17 protein-coding genes are annotated in these 18,908 nt (G+C 43.7%); 5 read left to right on the forward strand and 12 right to left on the reverse strand.

Annotated features, from left to right (window positions below):
- Window positions 1-138 precede the first annotated feature (138 nt).
- Window positions 139-1,776, reverse strand: a complete 1,638-nt coding sequence (locus H9L11_RS22370; RefSeq protein WP_033906429.1) for an electron transfer flavoprotein-ubiquinone oxidoreductase — start codon at window positions 1,774-1,776, stop codon at window positions 139-141.
- 155 nt (window positions 1,777-1,931) lie between these two features.
- Between H9L11_RS22370 and H9L11_RS22375 the strand changes: the two genes are divergently transcribed.
- From H9L11_RS22375 to H9L11_RS22385, 3 genes are all read left to right on the forward strand, one after another.
- Window positions 1,932-2,684: an electron transfer flavoprotein subunit beta/FixA family protein gene (locus H9L11_RS22375; protein WP_042523555.1), complete on the forward strand. Its 753-nt coding sequence runs from the start codon at window positions 1,932-1,934 to the stop codon at window positions 2,682-2,684.
- Window positions 2,681-3,607, forward strand: a complete 927-nt coding sequence (locus H9L11_RS22380; RefSeq protein ID WP_053349217.1) for an FAD-binding protein — start codon at window positions 2,681-2,683, stop codon at window positions 3,605-3,607. Before H9L11_RS22375 ends, H9L11_RS22380 begins: the two co-directional genes overlap by 4 nt.
- Before the next feature lie 86 nt (window positions 3,608-3,693).
- Window positions 3,694-5,724: an acetoacetate--CoA ligase gene (locus H9L11_RS22385; protein ID WP_205391211.1), complete on the forward strand. Its 2,031-nt coding sequence runs from the start codon at window positions 3,694-3,696 to the stop codon at window positions 5,722-5,724.
- 178 nt (window positions 5,725-5,902) lie between these two features.
- Here the strand turns inward: H9L11_RS22385 and H9L11_RS22390 are convergent, their stop codons facing one another.
- Window positions 5,903-7,453: an alpha-glucoside-specific PTS transporter subunit IIBC gene (locus H9L11_RS22390; protein WP_203345359.1), complete on the reverse strand. Its 1,551-nt coding sequence runs from the start codon at window positions 7,451-7,453 to the stop codon at window positions 5,903-5,905.
- Between the two features lie 55 nt (window positions 7,454-7,508).
- A complete protein-coding gene (locus tag H9L11_RS22395; RefSeq protein WP_205391212.1) occupies window positions 7,509-8,837 on the reverse strand; it encodes a 6-phospho-alpha-glucosidase in 1,329 nt (442 codons plus the stop codon).
- A 180-nt stretch (window positions 8,838-9,017) separates the two neighbouring features.
- Here H9L11_RS22395 and H9L11_RS22400 point away from each other — a divergent pair, with 180 nt between their 5' ends.
- Window positions 9,018-9,725 (forward strand): GntR family transcriptional regulator, encoded by a 708-nt coding sequence (locus H9L11_RS22400; protein ID WP_054730587.1) that lies wholly within the window; start codon window positions 9,018-9,020, stop codon window positions 9,723-9,725.
- 19 nt (window positions 9,726-9,744) lie between these two features.
- Here H9L11_RS22400 and mnhG read toward each other — a convergent pair whose 3' ends face one another.
- The 9 genes from mnhG to H9L11_RS22445 all read right to left on the reverse strand — a co-directional run bounded on the left by mnhG (window position 9,745) and on the right by H9L11_RS22445 (window position 17,811).
- A complete protein-coding gene (mnhG, locus tag H9L11_RS22405; RefSeq protein ID WP_005373314.1) occupies window positions 9,745-10,038 on the reverse strand; it encodes a monovalent cation/H(+) antiporter subunit G in 294 nt (97 codons plus the stop codon).
- Entirely contained in the window at window positions 10,038-10,316 is a 279-nt protein-coding gene (locus H9L11_RS22410; protein ID WP_005373317.1) for a cation:proton antiporter, read from the reverse strand. Before H9L11_RS22410 ends, mnhG begins: the two co-directional genes overlap by 1 nt.
- On the reverse strand, window positions 10,309-10,785 hold the full coding sequence (locus H9L11_RS22415) for a Na+/H+ antiporter subunit E (RefSeq protein ID WP_005373320.1): 477 nt from the start codon (window positions 10,783-10,785) through the stop codon (window positions 10,309-10,311). The genes H9L11_RS22410 and H9L11_RS22415 overlap by 8 nt, the downstream gene beginning before the upstream one ends.
- Window positions 10,782-12,278, reverse strand: coding sequence for a Na+/H+ antiporter subunit D (locus tag H9L11_RS22420; protein ID WP_205391213.1), 1,497 nt, complete (start codon window positions 12,276-12,278; stop codon window positions 10,782-10,784). The genes H9L11_RS22415 and H9L11_RS22420 overlap by 4 nt, the downstream gene beginning before the upstream one ends.
- Entirely contained in the window at window positions 12,275-12,628 is a 354-nt protein-coding gene (locus H9L11_RS22425; RefSeq protein WP_104980551.1) for a Na+/H+ antiporter subunit C, read from the reverse strand. Before H9L11_RS22425 ends, H9L11_RS22420 begins: the two co-directional genes overlap by 4 nt.
- On the reverse strand, window positions 12,628-15,297 hold the full coding sequence (mbhE, locus tag H9L11_RS22430; RefSeq protein WP_205391214.1) for a hydrogen gas-evolving membrane-bound hydrogenase subunit E: 2,670 nt from the start codon (window positions 15,295-15,297) through the stop codon (window positions 12,628-12,630). The genes H9L11_RS22425 and mbhE overlap by 1 nt, the downstream gene beginning before the upstream one ends.
- Before the next feature lie 164 nt (window positions 15,298-15,461).
- A complete protein-coding gene (locus H9L11_RS22435; RefSeq protein WP_005373328.1) occupies window positions 15,462-15,653 on the reverse strand; it encodes a hypothetical protein in 192 nt (63 codons plus the stop codon).
- A 109-nt stretch (window positions 15,654-15,762) separates the two neighbouring features.
- On the reverse strand, window positions 15,763-16,698 hold the full coding sequence (locus H9L11_RS22440; RefSeq protein WP_005373330.1) for a universal stress protein: 936 nt from the start codon (window positions 16,696-16,698) through the stop codon (window positions 15,763-15,765).
- A 393-nt stretch (window positions 16,699-17,091) separates the two neighbouring features.
- Window positions 17,092-17,811 (reverse strand): SDR family oxidoreductase, encoded by a 720-nt coding sequence (locus H9L11_RS22445; RefSeq protein WP_205391215.1) that lies wholly within the window; start codon window positions 17,809-17,811, stop codon window positions 17,092-17,094.
- A gap of 135 nt (window positions 17,812-17,946) precedes the next feature.
- Between H9L11_RS22445 and H9L11_RS22450 the strand changes: the two genes are divergently transcribed.
- A complete protein-coding gene (locus H9L11_RS22450) occupies window positions 17,947-18,855 on the forward strand; it encodes a LysR family transcriptional regulator (protein ID WP_005373334.1) in 909 nt (302 codons plus the stop codon).
- Window positions 18,856-18,908: the final 53 nt, after the last annotated feature.

Raw genomic sequence — 18,908 nt, forward strand, 5'->3', positions numbered from 1 at the left:
TATTCAGTTTACGTAAACGTCAATTTAAAATCAGAATAGTGCCTGAAAGATTAAGTTGCAATCGAGTTCATCGAGAAAGATTTGAACTAACGCAAACTTTAAGTAAATAAATTGTTAATAAAAATTATTCTCAAACGCTTACATATTTGGATAGTTAGGACCACCACCACCTTCTGGCGGAGTCCAGGTAATATTTTGACTTGGATCTTTGATGTCGCACGTCTTACAGTGGATACAGTTGGCCGCATTTATTTGCAGCTCTGGCTGCTGCTCCCCCTGTACGATTTCATACACGCCAGCCGGACAATAGCGCTGTGCTGGCTCTGCATATAATTCAAGGTTCTGCTCAATAGGGATCCGCTGGTTCTCCAGTCGTAAGTGGCATGGTTGATCTTCCTCATGGAAGATATTGGATAGATAAACGGAAGAGAGGCGATCGAAACTTAACACGCCATCAGGCTTCGGATAGACAATTTCATTGCTGTTTTCCGCCAATAACAGAGACTGATGATCAGGCTTATCACAGCGGATATGCCACTTAGCTTTACCTTTTAACACGTTATGTTCCAGCAGCGCTAAACCACCGCCCAGCCACGATCCAAAGCGGTGGATTCCACTTGAGAAGTTACGTGCTTGATAAAGCTCTTCATACAGCCAAGACTGTTTGAAATGCTTTTGATAATCAGCAGTAACTGACTGACTCTCAAGGGCTTCACATACTGCTTCAGCGGCAAGCATTCCAGATTTTATTGCGGTGTGTGTGCCTTTGATTTTAGCGCCGTTAAGTGTTCCTGCATCACAGCCAATTAACAAGCCACCAGCAAACTGCTGCGTGGGAAGCGAATGAAAGCCGCCCTTGGTAATCGCTCTCGCGCCATAGCTAATACGCTTCCCATTTTTGAGGTATTGCTCAATCAACGGGTGGTGTTTAAAACGTTGAAACTCATCAAATGGACTCAAGTGCGGATTCTTATAATTCAAGTCAACAATCAACCCGACGGCAACTTGGTTTCCCTCTAAATGGTAGAGATAACTGCCACCTGTAGCTTCATTTGATAACGGCCAACCTAATCCGTGCACTACTAAACCTTGCTGATGCTGCTCTGATGGGATTTCCCACAGCTCTTTAAAACCGATAGCGTAGTGTTGAGGCGTTTTCTCTTCAGCAAGATTAAATCGGTTAATCAACTGCTTACCAATATGCCCCCGTGCGCCTTCAGCAAATAAAGTAAACTTCGCTCGCAGTTCAATACCAGGTTCGAAATTTTCTTTTTGTTCACCATTTTTATCTAATCCCATATCGCCCGTGATCACGCCACAAACACGACTATCTTCATCGATGATCGCTTGACTGGCGGTAAAACCTGGGTAGACCTCCACCCCCAAGTTCTCAGCCTGCAACGCCATCCATCGGCATAGACTGCCCAAACTTATGATGTAATTACCTTTGTTATGTAACGTATTAGGCACCGCCCAAGAAGGCAGTTCATGACCATTGATGTCATTGCCTAGATAGTAGGTTTTATCTTGGTTTACTTTGGTATTGAGCGGAGCGCCTTTCTCTTCCCAGTCGGGAAAAAGCTCATCCAAACTCCGCGTTTCAAACACCGCACCCGATAAAATATGCGCTCCAACTTCAGAACCTTTTTCTACCACGCAAACAGAGAGGTCTTGTTTTTTTTCTGCTGCTAATTGTTTGATTCGGCATGCCGCAGACAAACCTGCGGGACCAGCGCCTACAATCAGAACATCAAATTCCATGCAGTCTCTTTCCATGATTGCATTCCTTTTTCTTTGCATGTTGCCAACTTGTTAATCAACAATATATTTAAAGTTGACGCAAACGTAAAGGTAAATTAACATCATTTTAAAGACGTCATCACATCGTCTTCACTGTAAACACATAGTCTTCACTGTAAAAGGAATCTAACGTGAAAATACTAGTGCCAATCAAAAGGGTCATTGATCCCTACGTTAAAGTTCGCGTGAAAGCGGACCATAGCGATGTTGAAACCAATAACGTCAAGATGACGATTAATCCATTTTGCGAAATAGCCGTTGAAGAAGCCGTACGACTAAAGGAGCAAGGTATTGCAGATGAAGTCATCGTTGTCAGTGCTGGCGGTAGCCAGTGTCAGGAGCAACTACGTACCGCGCTTGCATTAGGCGCCGATCGCGCTATTCATGTCGATACTGAAGACAAAATAGAGCCATTAGTTGTTGCTAAGCTGCTCAAAGCTCTAGTTGAGCAAGAACAAGCACAGCTTGTGATTACGGGTAAACAATCCATTGATACGGACAACAACCAAGTGGCTCAGATGCTGGCCGCCCTACTTGACTGGCCTCAAGCAACTTTCGCTTCCGACGTGAAGATTGAAGATCAAAAAGTTCAGGTCGTGAGAGAAGTGGACGGCGGCTTGATGACGGTCGCGATGAACTTACCTGCGGTGATCAGTACTGACTTACGCCTGAATGAACCGCGTTTTGCCTCTTTGCCTAATATCATGAAAGCTAAGCGCAAGCCGTTAGATACCATCACACCTGACAGTCTGGGTGTTGAAGTGGTATTTAGCCAAACCATTCAAGAAATCACACCGCCAGCGCAAAGAAAAGGTGGCATCAAGGTTGAATCTGTCTCAGAGCTTCTCGATAAGCTGCGTAACGAAGCGAAGGTGATTTCATGAAGAACTTAATCATAGCAGAGCATGACAATAACCAATTGCATGCGGACACACTCAAAGTGGTTAATGCAGCAAAACAAGTCAGCCAAGACAATGTTTTGATCGTAGTGGGCCACCAGTGTGAAGAAGTCGCTCAGCAAGCTTGTCGCGTTGATGGTATATCAAACGTAATTTGTGTCGATGATGAGCAACTTAAGCATCAATTTGCCGAGAGTATCGCACCTATTGTAGTGAGTATTGCTGAAGGTTTTGACGCAATCTGGGCTAGCTCATCATCAAAAGGGAAAGACCTTGCACCTCGAGTAGCAGCGAAGTTCGGCGTTGGGCAAATTTCCGATATTGTCCAAGTTATCGATGAAAACACTTTTATCCGCCCTATTTACGCAGGAAACGCATTTGCCAAAGTGACCACCAGCGACAAGGTTCGCGTCATCACCGTGCGCGCGTCTGCGTTTGAGCCGGTTACTTGTCGCAACCAAGCTGATATTAAGCATCAGCAGGTCACTATCTCAGCTCCAATGGTTGAATTGGTTTCTGTCGATAAAACCGTGTCAGAACGTCCTGAATTAAGCGCGGCAGAGGTGGTTGTGTCAGGTGGACGCGGGGTCGGTAGCAAAGAGAACTTCGCGTTGATCGAACAAGTGGCCGATAAACTAGGTGCTGCCATTGGCGCTTCTCGCGCGGCGGTTGATGCCGGGTTTGTTGCCAACGACTTACAAGTGGGTCAAACCGGTAAAATCGTTGCACCTAAGCTTTATATAGCGGTTGGGATTTCCGGTGCCATCCAGCATCTTGCAGGAATGAAGGAATCCAAAGTGATTGTCGCGATCAACAAAGATCCAGAATCTCCTATCTTTGAAGTTGCCGACTATGGATTGGTTGGTGATTTATTTGAGGTACTACCTCAGCTTGCCGAACAACTTTAAACGATCAGATAAGGGGCGAACACTGCTATGTTCGCCCCTTTATTTTGTTTTGGTCATATTCAAAAGAATTGAAATTAGAGGGACCTATGCCAAATTCTACACCTATTTGGTCACCATCTGCTGAGCGCGTCAGCAATAGCAACTTATTACGGTTCATTGAAAAGGTTAATAAAGACAAAGCCGAAGGTGCCGTAATCAACAATTACCCGTCTCTACACCATTGGTCCATTGAGCACAATGATGAATTTTGGCGACATACTTGGCAGTTTTGCAACGTAATCGGAGATATGGGTTCGCAAATCAAGAGCCTTGGCAGTCCCAAATGGACACAAACAGGTTCTAGTCATCACCATGTAAATAGAGACACAGTATGGTTTGCTGACGCCACGCTGAACTACGCAGAGAACCTCCTATCTCAGGCTGAACAAGCACCAGAGCGTGAGTTTATTGTTTTTAGCAATGAAAGCGGTGAACACCGACAACTCACCGGTAAACAGTTGCTTGAACAAGTTTCCGCCATTCAACAATGGCTACTCAATTGTGGTGTCGGTAAAGGCGATGTCGTTGCGGGTTATTTGCCCTACCTTCCTGAAACCGTTATTGCCATGCTGGCCACCACCAGTCTTGGTGCCATTTGGACTTCAACCTCTCCTGATTTTGGTATCGATAGTGTCGTAGAGCGTTTTGGTCAGGTCAAGCCGAAAGTTCTTTTTTGCTGTGATGGCTACCAGTTCGGAGGCAAAGCTTTCGATATGACGGACAAGAACACCACTCTTAGTAGTAAGTTAAGCAGTGCCTCCGAAGAGACTACTATTAGCGTATGCCAAATCGAATATTTACAAAACGCTGAAAGTGCTAGCACTTCTGAGTTTGTTTCTTGGTCCGATATTACTCACGACTTTTCTCCACAATCAATTCAATATCAATCAGTACTGTTTAATGACCCGTTATTCATTTTGTATTCTTCTGGTACAACAGGTCAACCTAAGTGTATTGTCCATTCCGCAGGCGGTACCTTGCTCAATCACCTCAAAGAACATCAACTGCATTGCGACATCAAATCGCAAGACAAGGTTTTTTACTACACAACATGTGGTTGGATGATGTGGAACTGGCATGTTTCCGCTCTTGCGAGTGGTGCAGCCTTAGTGATTTACGACGGTAGTCCGGTTTACCCTGATCACTCCGTCTTATGGCGATTAGCTGAAGAACATAACGTGTCGCTGTTTGGTACTTCAGCGAAATACTTAGAGGCACTGGAGCAGGCGAACTGCTCTCCAAAACTAGAACATAACCTGAAGTCACTCAAAACTCTGTGCTCAACTGGTTCGGTGCTTTACCCAGAACAATTTAATTATGTCTATCAGCACATCAAGCAGGACTTGCATCTCGCTTCTATCGCTGGCGGCACGGATATTTGCGGATGCTTTGTACTTGGAAACCCTATTTCACCAGTTTACAAAGGTGAATGCCAAGGCGCAGGGCTGGGAATCGACGCACGTGTTCTAGAGGATGGTGGACATACTATTACGCAAAAACGCGGCGAACTGACTTGCAATAACTCGCTACCTAACTTCCCTATTGGCTTCTGGAACGACAACGGCGAACGTTATCACAACGCTTATTGGAGCAAGTTTACCGATATCTGGCACCATGGCGACGATGTGATGCAAACCGAACATGGCGGCTTTATTTTTTATGGCCGTAGTGACGCAACCTTAAATCCAGGCGGCGTACGAATCGGTACCGCTGAAATCTACCAGCAAGTGAACGCGCTACCCGAGGTTGAAGACTCCATCGCTGTCGGCAAGTTAAACCAGCAGTCTGAAGAAATCTGGTTACTAGTAAAACTCGCTCACAACGTCGAGTTAACCCAACAACTCACCGATTCAATTCGCCAAACATTGAAAACAAAATGTTCACCGCGCCATGTCCCACGACAAATTTTTGCTATCAGTGATATTCCTAAAACGCGCTCAGGCAAATTGGTTGAGCTAGCAGTGAAACAATTGGTAAACGGACAAGCTGTAAAAAACATTGGTGCTATTGCTAACCCAGAAGTGCTGGAAGAAATTAAAACGCTTTTCAACATAGAAAGTGGCGCCACTGTCACTTAGAGACTCAACAAGTCTTCCAACAATACAGACGGGTATAACCTAACTGTATTTTTAGCTCGCTCGATAACTCCTCCCCACTTTCGTGGAAACTGCGCGAAATATGCTTCATGTACACAAAAAAGGTGAGATAATTCTATCTCACCTTTGAGCCATATGAGCTGGAGCATTAGTTTGGGGGTTAAGCTTTTATCAGTTGGCTCATATCTTCGCGAACTTGTGGCACCGTTAAACCAACGATGATTTGAAGGCTCTCTTGATTTCTAACAATATTCACCGCTCCGTGCTGTGTGAAAAATGCGTTCTCCTTTACCAGAGAGACATCTTTAACTTTAACACGCAGACGCGTCGCGCAATTAGTTAACAAGTCAATGTTTTCTTTTCCACCCAAACCTTCAATAAAGGCACTAGCTTGTGACGGACTTGCGCTACTGTTATGGACCGCTTTCGCTTCTTTGTAGTCAGCTTTGGAATACAACTTACTATCTGCACCTTCACGTCCCGGAGTAAGTATGTTGTATTTTAAAATAAGCGCGCGAAACGTAACAAAGTAAACACCAGTAAACATGAGACCAATAATAATCTGAATCACGTATGTTCCTGCATGGTTACCAGCCAAAGGCAACCAGTTTTGGAAAATGAAGTCTATCAAGCCAGTCTGAAAGTTACCGGAAACACCAAACATAAAGGCGATCGTTGCCATTGTCGCAGATAACAACGCATGCAAAGCAAACAGCGCAGGTGCGATAAATAAGAATGTAAACTCTATTGGTTCGGTGATCCCTGTAAGAATTGCTGTGATTGCGGCTCCGAGCACTAACCCCATCACCATCTTTTTATTTTCTTTTTTCGCAACTGAATAGAGTGCTAGTGCGATACCCGTACAACCAAACACTTTACCCATTCCCGTCAACATCAAACCACCCTGAGGAAATTGTGTCGTTAAACTTTCCGAGCTCTGGGCGAATGTCTGTATATTTTGAATCCAATAGGCAACCGTTCCGCCATCGACTGCAACTGGCCCATAAAAAACGGGACCATATACGAAATGATGCAACCCCGTTGGTATCATGATTCGCTCTAAAAACGTAAATAGCCATACCCCTAACGATCCAGCAGAAACCAAGAATGATTGCAGATTATTAATACCATGCTGAATACTTGGCCAAGTCAAACAAGTTAGAATTGCCATCACGACCATAATTGGGAAACTAATGATCACAACCAATGGCGTTCCGCCAAATACAGCTGCCCAATCCGGTAGCTTTTTATCAAAGAATCGGTTGTGAACCCAAACAGAGAGACTTGCAATTAAAATGGCACCTAGCAAGTTGGTATCAAGCGTTAGAATGCCACCAACTTCAGTCAAACCTCGCTCACCTTCCATATAGTTAACGCCCAGTTCTGGTCCCCAAAATTGAAGGATTCCACCAATAACGTAGTTAAACGTAATGTAGGAAACGAGTGTTGCAAGTACAGCGCGACCAGATGCTTTTTTAGCTAAAGCGATAGGTAACCCAACGGCAAAAATAAGTGCCATATTTTTAAATACAGCGAGAGATGCCTGTAAAATGATCGTCGAGACTTTAACCCAAGCACTCCCCTCTAGTGCCCAAGGAAACACTTCTTGATTTAACAGCACAACAGAGAAACCCAATAACATGCCCGCTGCTGGAAATAATAGAACGGGAACAAACATCGCGGCCCCGAACCTTTGAATAATGTCTTTCATATAAACCTCTTGTTTCATTCACGGAGCCTACAAGTAGGCCCCGAACGTCCAGTTGTTATTGAAAAAATTGAGGAAGGTAGGCTTTATTTTCTTCTAGTAATTGTTTTGTTATTTCTTTAGCTTTTGGCACATTAACCACGGTACGGTTAAGTGTGAGTGCATTAATCAGCTTTCGCTGACTTCCTTCGTACCAAGCATCCACGACTAATTTCTCGTAACCAAGTTGGCTTTCAATCATGGCTTTTTGGAAGGTTGGGATTTTTCCTACAGTAAAAGCTTTCGGTCCATCACTAGTTAGCGCAGCTGGAACTTCTACCATGGCGTCATTTTGTAAATTTGTAATAGCACCATTATTCGGTACGATGACGAGATACACATCGCTCAAGTTGTAGGCAAGCGAAGCCGCAACTCTCACCATGTATCGACCATGGATATCGGCATGCAGTGTTTCGTGCTTCGTGGTGCCCGCTTCAATTATTCTTGCGTTCAATTCGAACACTCGTTTCTCACGGCCGTTAATTACCTGCCTTGCGCGGGTATTGTTGATATCCTCTTTCGCCACCATTTTTTCAGGGTACAAATAGTACTGAAGATACGTATTCGGCAAAAACTCTGGATTATCAACAAGCATTGTTCTCATGTTTTTGAATGTGGCTTGCCACGATGGGTCATCCGCTATTTCCGCATCAACCGCACTGATCCCTTCTTTTAGGATGATATTTTTAATTTTGTCCGTTAAGTCTTCACCCTGTTTGTTACGAATTTTGGTAAACCAGCCATAGTGATTAAGCCCAAAATATTCAGGAACGAAGTCCCAAATTTCACATCCTAACAATTGCGCATAGCTGACCATAATCGCTGCTGGCATATCACAGATATTTAGAATTCGCTTATCATGCGGAAATTCACGATTTAAAGCTTCAGCGACAATTGCCGCCGGGTTGGTGTAATTAAGAATCCACGCATCTGGACACGTTTGTCGGATCTCGTTCACTAGCTGGATCATGTCGCCGATAGAGCGAAGTCCATATGCCATTCCTCCCGCGCCACATGTCTCTTGCCCAACACAAGAGTTGGATAGCGGGATTTGTTCATCGCGCTCGCGCATGGCCAACCCACCAGTGCGGATCTGGATAAAGAAAAAGTCCGAATCTGAGAATGCGACAGATTTATCCGTTGTATAAACAAACTCTTCAACTTCTGGATAGTGTTCTCGCAATAGAATTTCAGTAGCTAATGCATTCGACTCTTGGCGTTTCTCATCTATGTCGTAAAACACGACTTTTGCGAGTGGAAAGTTATCTTTTTCAGCAATAAGGCTGTTCATCATACCAAGTGTGTATGTACTGCCAGCACCAACAATCGTTAATTTTTGACGTTTCATTCCGCTACCTCAAATGTTTACCCTGCAAATGTATAAAATAAGTATTAATACTTTTATGATACATTTAAAGTGTAAGCACAAAGATACGAGATAAAAATCACACAAAGATCCTAAGGAAAAGTATTAACTACATCTCAGATCACATTCTTGCTATCATGATCCAAGACTTAGCGAGGTATTATGAAACCCAAATACATAGACATTGCGGAACGATTAGAAAAAAAGATCAAAGATGGGGAACTACAACCTAAATCGATGCTTCCAAAAGAGAGTGATTTGCAAGAAGAGTTTTCCGTAAGCCGCGTAACCATCAGAAAAAGCTTACAAATTCTGGTCGACAATAATTTAATTAGTCGGACAAGAGGTAGTGGAACTTATGTAAACGATCTAAAAGCCCAACATGATGCCTTACATTTGCTGGGTTTTATCGAGGAAGTCAGTAAACAGGGGAAAACGCCTAGCTCTCAAGTCATAAAGTTCGAACTTAAAAAGCCGAATGAGCAGGTTGCTAAGCAGTTAAATCTCTCGCCCAATGATGATACATATGAAATACATAGACTCAGATGTATTAATGATGAGCCTGAAATTTACGAAGTCACTCATATGCCAGCAATGTTATTTCCAGACTTGAGCATAGCCATAATGAATGGTTCTAAATATGAGTACATTGAAAATAGCAAAGGATTGAAAATTGCGAAAAGCAGTCAGTCTGTCAAACCGTACTTGTTAGATGCAGAGACGGCCTCATACCTGAATGAATCAGAAGCTTCCCCTATTCTAAAAGTTGAGTCCACTGGTTACCTAGAAGATGGTCGTGCATTTGAATATACCGTCAATTACTTCCGACTTCATCAATACAGCTTCGAGTTTATTTCAACTAGGGCGTAGTACTATTCGACGCTAATGGTTAATCATTACGCCAAATCTTATATCCGACCTCTCGCATTGCTCTGCCGAGCAGGTGGGAGGCGACTGGCGCAGTGAGAACGATAAACAACATCGTACCGATAACCCTAGAGATCACGGTAACTTCAGGGAGTGAGAAAGCGACCGCTAATAACAAGCAGCTCACTCCGACAGTTCCAGCTTTGGTAGCTGCATGCATTCGGGTATACAAATCAGGAAGCCTCAGGACACCTAGACTTGCAACCAAGGTCAACAATGTTCCTAAGCATAAAAATAGTCCAATCAACACGTCCATTATTCTTTCTCCTTTCTTTTAACGATCAAACGTGCAAATGCGATCGTGCCGAGAAATGCAACCAAACCTAATGTAATGGCGATATCTAACAGAGCGTCCTCACCGCTGTCTAAGGTGTAAACCGTAATAAATCCGATAGTGATAAATGAAATCAGATCTAACGCCACCACTCGATCAGCTAGCGTTGGTCCTAGAATTAAACGAGCAAAAGCCATAACAAAGCTGAGTAGTAGCCCAGAATAGGCAAAAGTGACCGTTATTTGCAGCCAACTATCCACGCGTCACCTCCAAAATTCGATGCTCTAACCCATCTTTAATTCCGCGAATAACCTCTTCATGTTCAGGTGCAAACATGGCATGAACGATAAGATACTTTTTATCAGCCGTAACATCCAAACTAAGCGTGCCCGGTGTTAAAGAAACCATGTTCGCCAGTAATGTGATTTCTAGATCAGAATCGACCTCCAGAGGGACATAAACGATATCAGGCTGACTCAAATGAGTAGGTGTCACAACGTCCCACACCACTTTCGCAACCGATATAACCATTTCATAAGCGAAGTACACCAATAACTTCAATGCAGATGCAAAACGTTGAAAATAGCTCGTTTTCAATCCAAATGGTTGACTCAACCTTAAAGCAAAAAAGCCGACCGTAAATCCGACAACAAAATTCAGACTCGAATAGCTGCCATTAAGCATCATCCACGCTAACGCTAAGAAAAAATTGAGGAATAGATAGATCATGCATTTCCTCCTAACACCACTCTGATGTATTCAGTCGGATTTAACAGTTGTTCTGCAGCTTGAACGGAAAATTGATAAAAAGGCTCCGCCACTAAGCCAATGATTAGCGTCAACGTTGTCAATACAATAATTGGAACGCAGTACAACCAATGTACTTTGGCCTGCAGAGTCTGTTCTGGCTTCTCTCTAAATGGCTTTTTCCAAAATGCCTCACTCCAAATTTTCGTCATCGAGTAGACAGTAAGCAACCCCACCGATAACGCGGTACCTGCTAACCAGTAATACTCAGCCTGTATGCTCGACTTGATGACCAATAGCTTTCCCCAGAAACCCGATAGCGGTGGGAAACCGGCCAGAGAAAACGCAGGGACAAGAAACAAGAACGCTAACCAAGGCATAGCTTTGTATACCCCACCCAAATGTTCAAGTTGACTAGAGCCATATTTGCGCTCGATGAATCCACCTATTAAGAACAAATTCGCTTTTACAATGATGTGATGAACAATGTAGAAAATGGCACCGGCTAAAGCTAAGGGAGTGTAAATAGCCAACCCCATGATCATATAGCCTATTTGGCTAATAATATGAAAAGAAAGAATTTTCTTAATGTCGAATTGGCTAGCCGCTCCTAAAACGCCCGTTAACATGGTTAGCCCTGCGACCCAAATTAACGTCGGTTGCCAACCACTCTCGGCGAGCGGAAATACCAAGGTAAAGACTCTTATCAACGCGTATACACCGACTTTAGTAAGCAACGCGGCAAACAGTGCCACCACACCGCTTGGTAACGTGTGATAAGAAGCTGGCAACCAAGCAAATAAAGGAAAGAGTGCCGCTTTAATAGAAAAGGCAAACAAAAATAGCGCGGACAGCATCATGTTGATGCTCAATTCATTTTCCCCTACTTTGGTGTAGAGATCGGCCAGGTTCAAGGTGCCCGTTGCGCCATACAACAAGCCGATAGCAAGCAAAAATACCAGCGTCGAAATCAGGTTCAACATCACGTACTTTACTGCACCATCAACTTGAGTTTTCGTTGCATCTAACACCATTAAACCAAATGATGAAATGAGCATGACCTCAAACCAAACATACAGATTAAAAATATCTCCAGTCAGGAAAGCGCCATAAACGCCAGCAAGCAACATGTGCATTAACGCATGGTAATTGCTATAGGAGGGCTTTCGGTGAAGGTCCGCCATCGCGTAGAAAACACATATCGCACCAATCACCGCCGTGATCATCACCATAGCAACGCTGAGGTAATCTGCGACAAACACGATACCAAATGGCGCACTCCACTGACCAAAAGCAACGGCTTGAATACCATTATTTATGATGTTTTCTGCGAGAAAGCCCGCAACGAAAAGGTTCGAAATCGCACTTACACCGCTCAACCACTCAACACTTTTTGTTGAGCGACGGACGAAGAAGATAATCAACGCCGTACTCAGCGAGAGAACTACCGGTAACGTAAGCAAAATCGAACTCATTGACCCTCCTCAGAACGTTGCATTTCATCGACGTTTGCAGTTCCAGTGTCTTTATAAGCTCGATAGAACAGCATTAAAGAAAAAATAAGTAGTCCAAAACCGATGACTATCGCAGTTAAGATAAGCGCTTGAGGTAAAGGATTTGCCGCGCTATCTGGTGGTAAAAGAGCATTATCGCCAATCAATGGCGGCTCTCCAGGCGTCAGCCTTCCAGCGGTAAAAATAGCAAGGTTAACCGCACTACTGAGTAACATGATGCCGAACAAAAGGCGCAAGATATGCTTTTCAAGCATTAAATAAACACCTGCTGCGACAAATACTCCAATGACAACACTCCAGACTATTTCCATCACTCTAGCTCCTCATTAATACGAAGCAGCATACCCATCACGCCACCTATAACGGCAAGGTAAACACCAACATCAAAAACCAATGGCGTCCCTAGTGGTATCACGTCTTTCCACCACAGTCCGGTCAAAAACGGTTTATCAAACGCAAAGCTCAAAGCACCAGAAACTAAGCTCAATGCGATGCCAGATAACGCAATGAGAAACGGTTTGAAATACAACCTAGAACGAACGTATTTCGGTGATTCCGCGAACATGAGAAGTGATAAACCAATAACGGCAATCAACGCACCAATAAAGCCACCACCCGGTTCGTTATGACCACGTAACAACAGATACACTGAAAATACGAGCATGAGTGCCGAAACGATGTGTGCCGTGGTTGCAAAAATTAATGATTGGATACGATTTTGCTTTTTCGCTCTTGTCTTAAGCAAGCTCACTGCCGCAATCCCAGCAATAACAACGACGACAACTTCTCCCAATGTATCAAATGCGCGAAAGTCGACCAGAATAACGTTAACAATGTTTCGCCCATGTCCACCCGGGACACTGTTTTCTGCAAAGAAATCTGACACCGAAGAGTCCATCGGCTGAGACGTGATTCCTAACAAAAGTAAAGTAACCGAAACTCCTATCACACCTGCTATGCAAATATTCGCTACTTTACGTCTTATTGAATGCTTGGGCACGGTGGTTAGACGTGGCATATGACGCATTAACAATGCAAGAAAGACCACCATTAATGTTTCCACTAACAGTAAAGTCTTCGCAACGTCCGGGGCGCTATAAATCATAAAAATAAGCGTGGTCATGAAGCCAATCATACCAAGCGCAGAAATCGCAAGAAGTCTTGCGTGGGACAACGTACATACGAGCGCAGCACCAATCAACAATAAGGCAATACCAATCTCATAGAAAGTGACACTTGAAAGTTCGCCAACCAAAGGCAGAGGAATAAGCGCTACCTGACTCAGTAACGCAACGGCAAGTACCGTGAAAAATAATAGGACATAGCGACTCAATTTCTTTTGCTGTAACCGCGCCGTTTGCCACTTCGCCACTGTCATCATGCCATCTAATAGTCGTTCAAAAATATTCTCCGCTTTGGGGACGAATAGATGTAACCGCTGAAAAAATGCAGACACAGCTGGATAAACACGGTACACCACATACCCCAACGCTAGCGTAATAACGCTTAACACTAACGGTACATTCACGCCATGCCATAGTGATGTCTCTTTAAGAGTTGCTGTGGGCAGAATGTCAGCAGAGCCCGGAAAAATAATATTGCGATCTAACCAATTTAAACCGAATAACGGGACCAGGAGACTGCCAAGTGCCAAGAGCAAAGGCGAGATCCACAGGTTTTTTTTTGTCTCAACTGGCTTAGTTTCAATCGGCACGAGACCACGGCGAGCAAAGAATGGTCTCGCAATAAGCATAATGGTTAGCGCGACCATCAGTATATTCACGATTAAAAGTACAAAGGCGATCCAGCTATTGAGCTCTACTGCGGATTTGTACATGTATTCTTTGCTCAAAAAACCTAACAACGGCGGGAACCCCGCTTTAGACAACGCAGCCAAACTCCCCGCAACCATGCTGATGACGAGCACTGACTTCAGACCGTACAATTGATCAATATCTCGTGTTCCTGTCGCTTTGTCGATATTACCCACCACCATAAACAGCGCAGCTTTATAGAAAGAGTGAGCGAGAATAAACATCAATACTGCACTAACGGCCAAATCTGTGCCCATACCTAGTAATAATGTTAATTTACCCAAAGCAACATTCGTGCTGTAGGCTAGCATCAGCTTCAAGTCAGTTTGTTTTAATGCGACAAATGTGCACCAAATGGCCGTGATACTCCCAGTGATGACTAAAGCATAAAACCAGATCTCGCTGTGGGCATAAACTGGCGATAAACGTGCTAATAGGTAAATGCCTGCCTTTACCATTGTTGCCGAGTGTAAATACGCACTGACCGGAGTGGGAGCTGCCATCGCGTTAGGTAGCCAAAAATGAAACGGGAATTGCGCAGATTTAGTAAATGCACCGAGTAGTATGAGCACTAGAGATGGGATAAACCATTCATGCTGCGCAATAGTTCCTGCCTGCTCGATAATGGTATTTAGCTCATAACTCCCTGCCATTGCTCCCAGCAAGATAAGACCCGCTAGCAACGCTAGTCCACCAGCACCGGTAACAATCAGCGACTGCAAGGCGTTTTTCCGAGACGTTTTATTTTCGTGATTAAACCCGATCAGTAAGTAAGAAGTGATGGTGGTGAGTTCCCAGAAAACAAATAACAACAGAATATTATCGCTCATCACAATCCCTAGCATGGCAAGCATGAATAGGGTTAGATACAAATGAAAGGAAAACCGGCTATCACTTTCTCGTAAATAAGCCAAAGCGTAGATTTGAATCAGTGCGCCAATCCCACTGATCAGTCCCGCAAAAAGAAATGAAAGACCATCTAATCTAAAGCTAAGGTTGATATCGAGGCTTGGTATCCATTCCGCATTCCAGCTCACGCCTGCAGGAGTATAGATATAGAAGAGAAAAGAGAAGATTAAAACTGGCAGCGCAGGGAAAATCAGTAAGACCAACTGATTATCTAGGTTTTTCGGCAGGTTTTCTTTACCCGTTATGTTATTCAACATCGCAGCCCATTCGTTATTATAAGAAGGTACGCGCTATTCGGCGCAAATGACAAACTCCACTGTATTGTTTTAGCCCAAGCGCTTCAAAAACGATCATGAAACCAAGGGAAAAGTAGCAAACAGTAATCACTGAGTGCTACTTAGAGGAACGCCGATACAAACCGCTATTTGCTGTCTGCTACGGCATAAGAACGTAGGTCACTACTTACGTGTTCTTGGCTGAATGTATATGGATTATCGTCATCAGCTAACTCGAATGCATCGTAGGTGCAGTCACCGATATCATTTCTCGGACAAACATAAACATTCGAACGTTCTATCATTTCTGTGTGGCATTTCGGGCATAGGTTTTTCATGTCACTCTCCTCTGATAACTTATTGATACATTGATAATTCCATGTTCTAGAGATCCATCTCCCTCCTTTACCTAAAACATAACTTAAACCCAACTTTGTTACACCCCAATTACTGAATCGGTGAGACAAAGCCATCGGGCTTAAGAGCGACCAAACTACAGTTAATCGATTGCAAAATATTTTCAGCCGTATTACCAATGACATAGCCAGATATACCAGTTCTCGCTAAGGTTCCCATTACCAGCACGTCTACCTCAATACTCTCTACGTAATCTGGAATCTTTTCGTCGGGTTTTCCATGCAGGTGGTGAATCACAATTTCACCTGTAATCCCAGACTCCTCCAACAGCTGTTGCAGAGCTTGTTTATGATCGGCTTTTGCTTTGTCGAGTTCATGTTTCAACTCAGCATCATCGACTTGAATCCAAGCGTTACCATTAAGGTAGTTTTCTAAGTAATACTCCCAGCAAGAAATCACGTGTAAACGACTATCGCAGGTGTCGGCTATCGAACGCGATAATTCGAGTAAACGCACGGCTAATGAGTGCTGTTCATCGCTTGCCGTTAATGGGTCGATAGCCACAGCAACACGGCGCTTATCTCTTGGCTTATCAATTGGTCGGTGCAACCAAAGCGGACAAGGGCATTTTCGTAACAGAGTCATATCAATAGCTTTGAAACCCTCAGCACCTTCACCGAGCGGTTCAGCTTCTTTGATGATGAGATCTTTGTTATCAGCTAATGCTTCTTGAATAATACAGACAGCGGGCTTTTCACTGCTTTTCACAGTAAGAGGAAATGCGAGATCCTCTTCAGAGAGTCCCAGCTTCTGTCTGTATTCGTGAATACTTTGTTTGAGGGAGTCTTGCAGCGATTGCTCATAACTTTGCTGATACTGGATCATGTCTGTTGGGAAATCAGGACACGCTATTAGCCCTGAGACAGGCACTTTGTTGCTAGATGCAATCCTCATAGCTTGTTCGAGGGCGTCACTATGGCCTGGCAATCCTTGTGTTGCAAAAAGTATGTTTGCGAATCGTTTCATACACACCTCCTTGTTTGGTTAAATATTAACCACCCACAAAGTATAATACCTAACGGATAATTGTAACGGCTTGTGACGTTGATGAAATCAATTCTCATTAAGAGACGGATATTGCTTCATTTTGTTTTACGTCACACTCTCCTTTCTTCACAACTATCGCCTTCGACCTAAATAAATTCCGCTACCTAAAGTTGAGACCAAATAAAAACCCAAATTACTCAAAGTTTTTTCTCACCTTGAGTAACTTGGGTATAAGCAATAACACACTTAGTGTCCGGATTTAAATGGATGACCTAAATTTTCACGCAACTTAGTTTAAAGATGCCATCTCAATCACGAATCGATATGCAAAGTTTTACGGCTTTAGTGACCTAAAATCGCCGTAACTCGATGTTAAGGTTGTTGTTTTGTCGGTGCCAAAGCAATTTCACGAACACATACACCTTGCGGTTGCTGATAAGCAAACAGCACTGCTCGTGCAATGTCGTCTGCTGCCAACACGCCGCCCATATCCACCTTCCAGGCGTCATAACCATCTTTAATATCTTGAGACGTTGTATGTGAAAGTAATTCCGTTTCCACTGCACCAGGTGCAATCGTCGTAACGCGAACATTCGATGATGCAACTTCTTCACGTACGTTTTCAGAAATAGCATGAACCGCAAATTTGGTACCGCAATAAGCAGCATGATCAGGGAATGTTTTCTTGCCCGCGATAGAGCTGATGTTAATGATCGTACCACTGTTACGTGCTTTCATAGGTGCTAGGACGGACTGCATGCCATTGAGCAAACCAATTACGTTCACATCAAACATGCACTTCCACTCCGATGCTTCCTGAGTATCTATCTGACCTAGAAGCATAACGCCTGCGTTATTTACAAGTGCATCTACCGGACCATACAACGCTTCAGCTTTCTCAATTGCAGCCTCAAAAGAAGCTTTGTCGGTCACATCTACCTTTTCACAAAGCGTATTTGGTAAGTTTAATGCTTCCAAACGTTCTACACGTCTTGCTAACAAAAGAAGAGCATGGCCCTGTTCACTGAAGTGACGTGCAATCGCTTCACCAATGCCTGAACTAGCGCCTGTAATAACAATTAACTTTTTCATTTTGAATCCTTAATCGAACGGTTTACATCAGTGGCGGTAAGTTTAAGAAAACTTTGTTTGTTGATATATACCGACCTAGTTGAAACACTGTTGTTATACTGCAACAATACTTTTTTGAATTATGAAGAAGTCATCATGCAAACACACATCAACCTTGCGGATATTCGCTCTTTCGTCCTAATCGCTCAACTAGGAAACTTCACGAAAGCAGCAGAGCAACTTGGCGTTTCTCGCTCACACGTTTCACGTCAAATAACAAATCTGGAGCAACAGATTGGTGTCACTTTGCTACAAAGGACCACTCGAACACTGAACCTCACCGAAGCAGGCAAGGTTCTGTATAAACAGTGTGAAACTGCCCTTCACAATATTGATCAAGCTGTTATGGCAGTGGTTGATGATGTAGAAGACTTAAGAGGTGACATTCGTATCAACTGTGTGGGGGGCTATTTAGGAGAAGACGTTGTCGCAGATATCGTTGCTCAATTTCTAATCCAACACCCACAAGTGAGCATTAACTTAGATTTTAGTAGCCATCGTGTCGATTTAATCGCGGATGAATTCGATATCGCTTTTCGAATGGGAAAGTTAGACGACTCCAACTTTATCGCTCGCAAACTGATCGATGTGGAAATGGGGACATACGCAAGCCCAAACTATTTAGAAACATATGGCTATCCTTCTCATCCAAAGGACTTAGAAAAACACGTTTGTTTGACAGGTAGTGTGACACGGTGGGCATTTGAGAACACGAATACAAAGCAGTCAACGGAACACCAGATACGTGGACAGTTACGATGTAAGAGTGGCAGAGTAATGATAAAAGCAGCCTTGGCGGGAAATGGCATCATCCGTGTGCCAGCACTTTATTGTCAACAAGAACTCCAGACAGGCAAGCTAAAAGAAGTGTTTACCAATTGGAGCATTCCGAGTGTGGAATTTTCACTCCTTTATCATCACGACCGACATCAACCAAAACGCATCCGAGCCTTTGTTGATTTTACTACGCAATACTTTCGCAAACTGCAGAGTAAAGACAAGTAACCTGCACGTTGGTACCTGTCTATGTATGCTTTATAGGCTGAGCCTGTGAACCT

The organism is Vibrio sp. sp1, from assembly GCF_016920955.1.
GTDB classification, from domain to species: domain Bacteria; phylum Pseudomonadota; class Gammaproteobacteria; order Enterobacterales; family Vibrionaceae; genus Vibrio; species Vibrio alginolyticus.